We start from the raw sequence: 2,881 nt of genomic DNA, 5'->3' as shown, positions 1-2,881 counted from the left end.
TTGCCCTGCGGCCAGGTAGAGCACCCTGTGGACTCTCGCCGTCGTGCAGCCGCCGGGGGAAGTGGGTCTTGAATGCCGGGCGCGACCTTCGCCGTCCTCAGCCTGGTCTGCGCTGACGCGCTGTGGGCGGGGTGGGCGGGGTAGACGCTCCAGCGTCGCCTGGAGGCGCGCGCGCCGCACGGGCTTCACCAGGTAGTCGGCGACGTTGTGCTCGAAGGCGTCCAGCGCGTACTCAGGATAGGCGGTCACCAGCACCACCGCCGGTGGCGGGTCGAGCTCCGCCAGCGCAGTGGCTGTCTCCAAGCCCGACATGCCCGGCATCTTCTGGTCCAGCAATACCAGGTCGGCATCGGTTGAACGCACGGCGGACAGGGCATCTTCGCCGTTCGCCGCCTCACCGACAACTACGTAGCCCGCGTCGAGCTCCTCGATGAGCCGCCGCAGGCGCTCCCGCGCCGGTGCCTCGTCGTCCACGAGCAGGATCTTCATGACTGCCTCCATGGGTAAGGGAAGACCAGCCGCACCAGATAATCGCCGTCCACCAACGAGCGCGTCACTCGCGCGGCGCCGGGAAACATGGCCGCCATCCGCTGCGAGACGTTCTGCAGTGCCATCCCGTTGCCCTTGTGCCGCCGCGATTCGTCCGCCGACCGCGGCAGCGTATTGCGAATGCTCAAGTCGACGGCACCGCGCCGATAACGGCCGACGATGCGGATCTCTCCGGGCGCCGAGGATGGCTGGATGCCGTGGTAAACCGCATTCTCCACGAGCGGTTGAAGGATCAGCGGGGGCACCGGCGCATCACCCGGCAGCTCATCGAGATCCCACACCACGCGCATGCGCTCGCCCAAGCGCTGCGCCTCGATGTTCAGATAGCGCCGGCACAGGTCCAGCTCCTCGTCCAGGGTCGTGCGGTCTGCGTCTGCGGCCAGCGAGGCGCGGAACAGATCCGCCAGGTCTTCCACGACTTCTTCGGCAAGGCGGGGGTCAGTCTGTGTCAAGCTGGCGATGGTGTTCATGCTGTTGAACAGAAAGTGCGGACGGATGCGTGCCTGCAGGGTCTTCAAGCGTGCATTGGCCACGGCCTCCACCTGCCCCCGCCACTGCTGGTGCAGGTAAAGGTACCGTAACATCAACGCCCCGACGATGGCCGAAATCAGGCCGGCGCGGATCAGGAGCCCGCGCGCCCCGTCGTCGGGAAAGAGCCCCGCTCCCTCGGCCCAGGGGACGAGCCTCGTACACAGAAGCGCAACGAAGACGGCGCTGGCGACAATCACCGCAAGCGCTGCCGCCACCCCCGCGGCCCCATGCATACGCTGCAACGGCCTGTGCAGAACGCACAGCAGGCTCGCGGCGAGCATGACGCTGCCGAGCACCAAAAGGGACAGCGGCCCCAGCCTAGCCCAGAAACCAGCGAGCGGACTGCTGGAGGCCAGCGCCAGCAGGATGGCCAGCAGCTCTCCGTAAAGCACCACGCCGACGGCCATAGGTAGACTGCAGAAGTCGGGCAACAGGGACGGCGAGACAGCGGTCGATCGGTTTTCGGTCGACACCCGCCCCGGCCGTGGTAGCGACATGCTCGTCGGCATGGGTTACGTGTAAACTCCGCACAGCGCGGGCCCTTCCATGGGCCGCAAGGCGCCTTTCCACTCCTACAGCACGCCAATTTACCAGCTCTCCGTGCAACCCGCTGCAAGCCCGATGACAGATTCCACTGCCAAGCCCTGGGCCGGACGCTTCGAGCAGCCCACCGACGCCTTCGTCGAGGCCTTCACGGCCTCTGTCGGCTTCGACCACCGGCTCTACCGCCAGGACATCGCGGGCTCCATCGCCCATGCCCGCATGCTCGCCCGCCAGGGCATTCTGGACGCGGACGAGTGCGCTGCCATCGTCGATGGCCTCACGCGCATCGGCGAGCGTATCGCCGCCGGCCGCTTCGTGTGGTCGGAGGCGCTGGAAGACGTACACATGAACATCGAGGCGGCACTGACCGCCGACATCGGCGACGCCGGCAAGCGCCTGCACACCGGGCGCTCGCGCAACGATCAGGTGGCGACGGACATTCGCCTTTGGTTGCGGGACGAAATCGACGCCGTGCTCGCCGGCATCGATGCCCTGGTGGCGGCGCTGCTCGATCTCGCCGAGCGCGAGGCTGATACCGTGATGCCGGGGTTTACGCACCTGCAAGTCGCCCAGCCCATCACCTTTGGTCATCACATGATGGCTTGGGTGGAGATGCTCGACCGTGACGCGGATCGCTTTCGCGATTGCCGCCGACGGGTCAACGTGATGCCCCTGGGGGCGGCAGCCCTGGCGGGCACCAGCTATCCCATCGACCGGCAGGCTACAGCCGCGGAGCTCGGCTTCGAGCGTCCGGCGGAGAACTCCCTGGACGCCGTCTCGGACCGGGACTTCGCCATCGAGTTCGCCGCCGCGGCGGCCATCGCGATGATGCACCTTTCGCGCTGCTCGGAGGAGCTGATCCTCTGGTCCTCGGCCCAGTTCGGCTTCATCGAGCTGTCGGACGCCTACTGCACCGGCTCGTCCATCATGCCGCAGAAGAAAAACCCAGACGTGCCGGAGCTGGTGCGCGGCAAGACTGGGCGCATTTTCGGGCACCTGATGGCGCTCTTGACCCTGATGAAGGGCCAGCCGCTGGCCTACAACAAGGACAACCAGGAGGACAAGGAGCCGCTGTTCGACACCGCCGACAACCTGCGCGGCTGTCTCACGGTATTCGCCGACATGATGGCGCACCTTCCCTGCCACCCCACGCGCATACGCCACGCGGCGCGCCCGGGACTCACCCCCACCCCCCACCTGGCCGACTACCCCACACCCCCCGGCCCAGACACGCGGGGCTCCCCCGAGACCGCCGCAA

The 2,881-nt window shown here is 67.3% G+C and carries 3 protein-coding genes; 1 reads left to right on the top strand and 2 read right to left on the bottom strand.

What is annotated here, in order from left to right:
• Positions 1–489, bottom strand: a 489-nt coding sequence (locus I6U14_RS12260) for a response regulator (protein ID WP_296899702.1), incomplete at its 3' end; no start/stop codon positions are given.
• Positions 486–1,487, bottom strand: coding sequence for a sensor histidine kinase (locus I6U14_RS12255; protein ID WP_296899701.1), 1,002 nt, complete (start codon positions 1,485–1,487; stop codon positions 486–488). The genes I6U14_RS12260 and I6U14_RS12255, both read right to left, overlap by 4 nt.
• 214 nt (positions 1,488–1,701) lie before the next feature.
• Here I6U14_RS12255 and argH point away from each other — a divergent pair.
• Positions 1,702–2,881: argininosuccinate lyase (gene argH / locus I6U14_RS12250; protein ID WP_296899699.1), on the top strand; the 1,180-nt coding region annotated here is incomplete at its 3' end.

Source organism: Thiohalocapsa sp. (assembly GCF_019695415.1).
GTDB lineage: Bacteria > Pseudomonadota > Gammaproteobacteria > Chromatiales > Chromatiaceae > Thiohalocapsa.
Note: the sequence above shows the minus strand (reverse complement) of the source record. Positions and strands in the feature narration are given on the sequence as shown.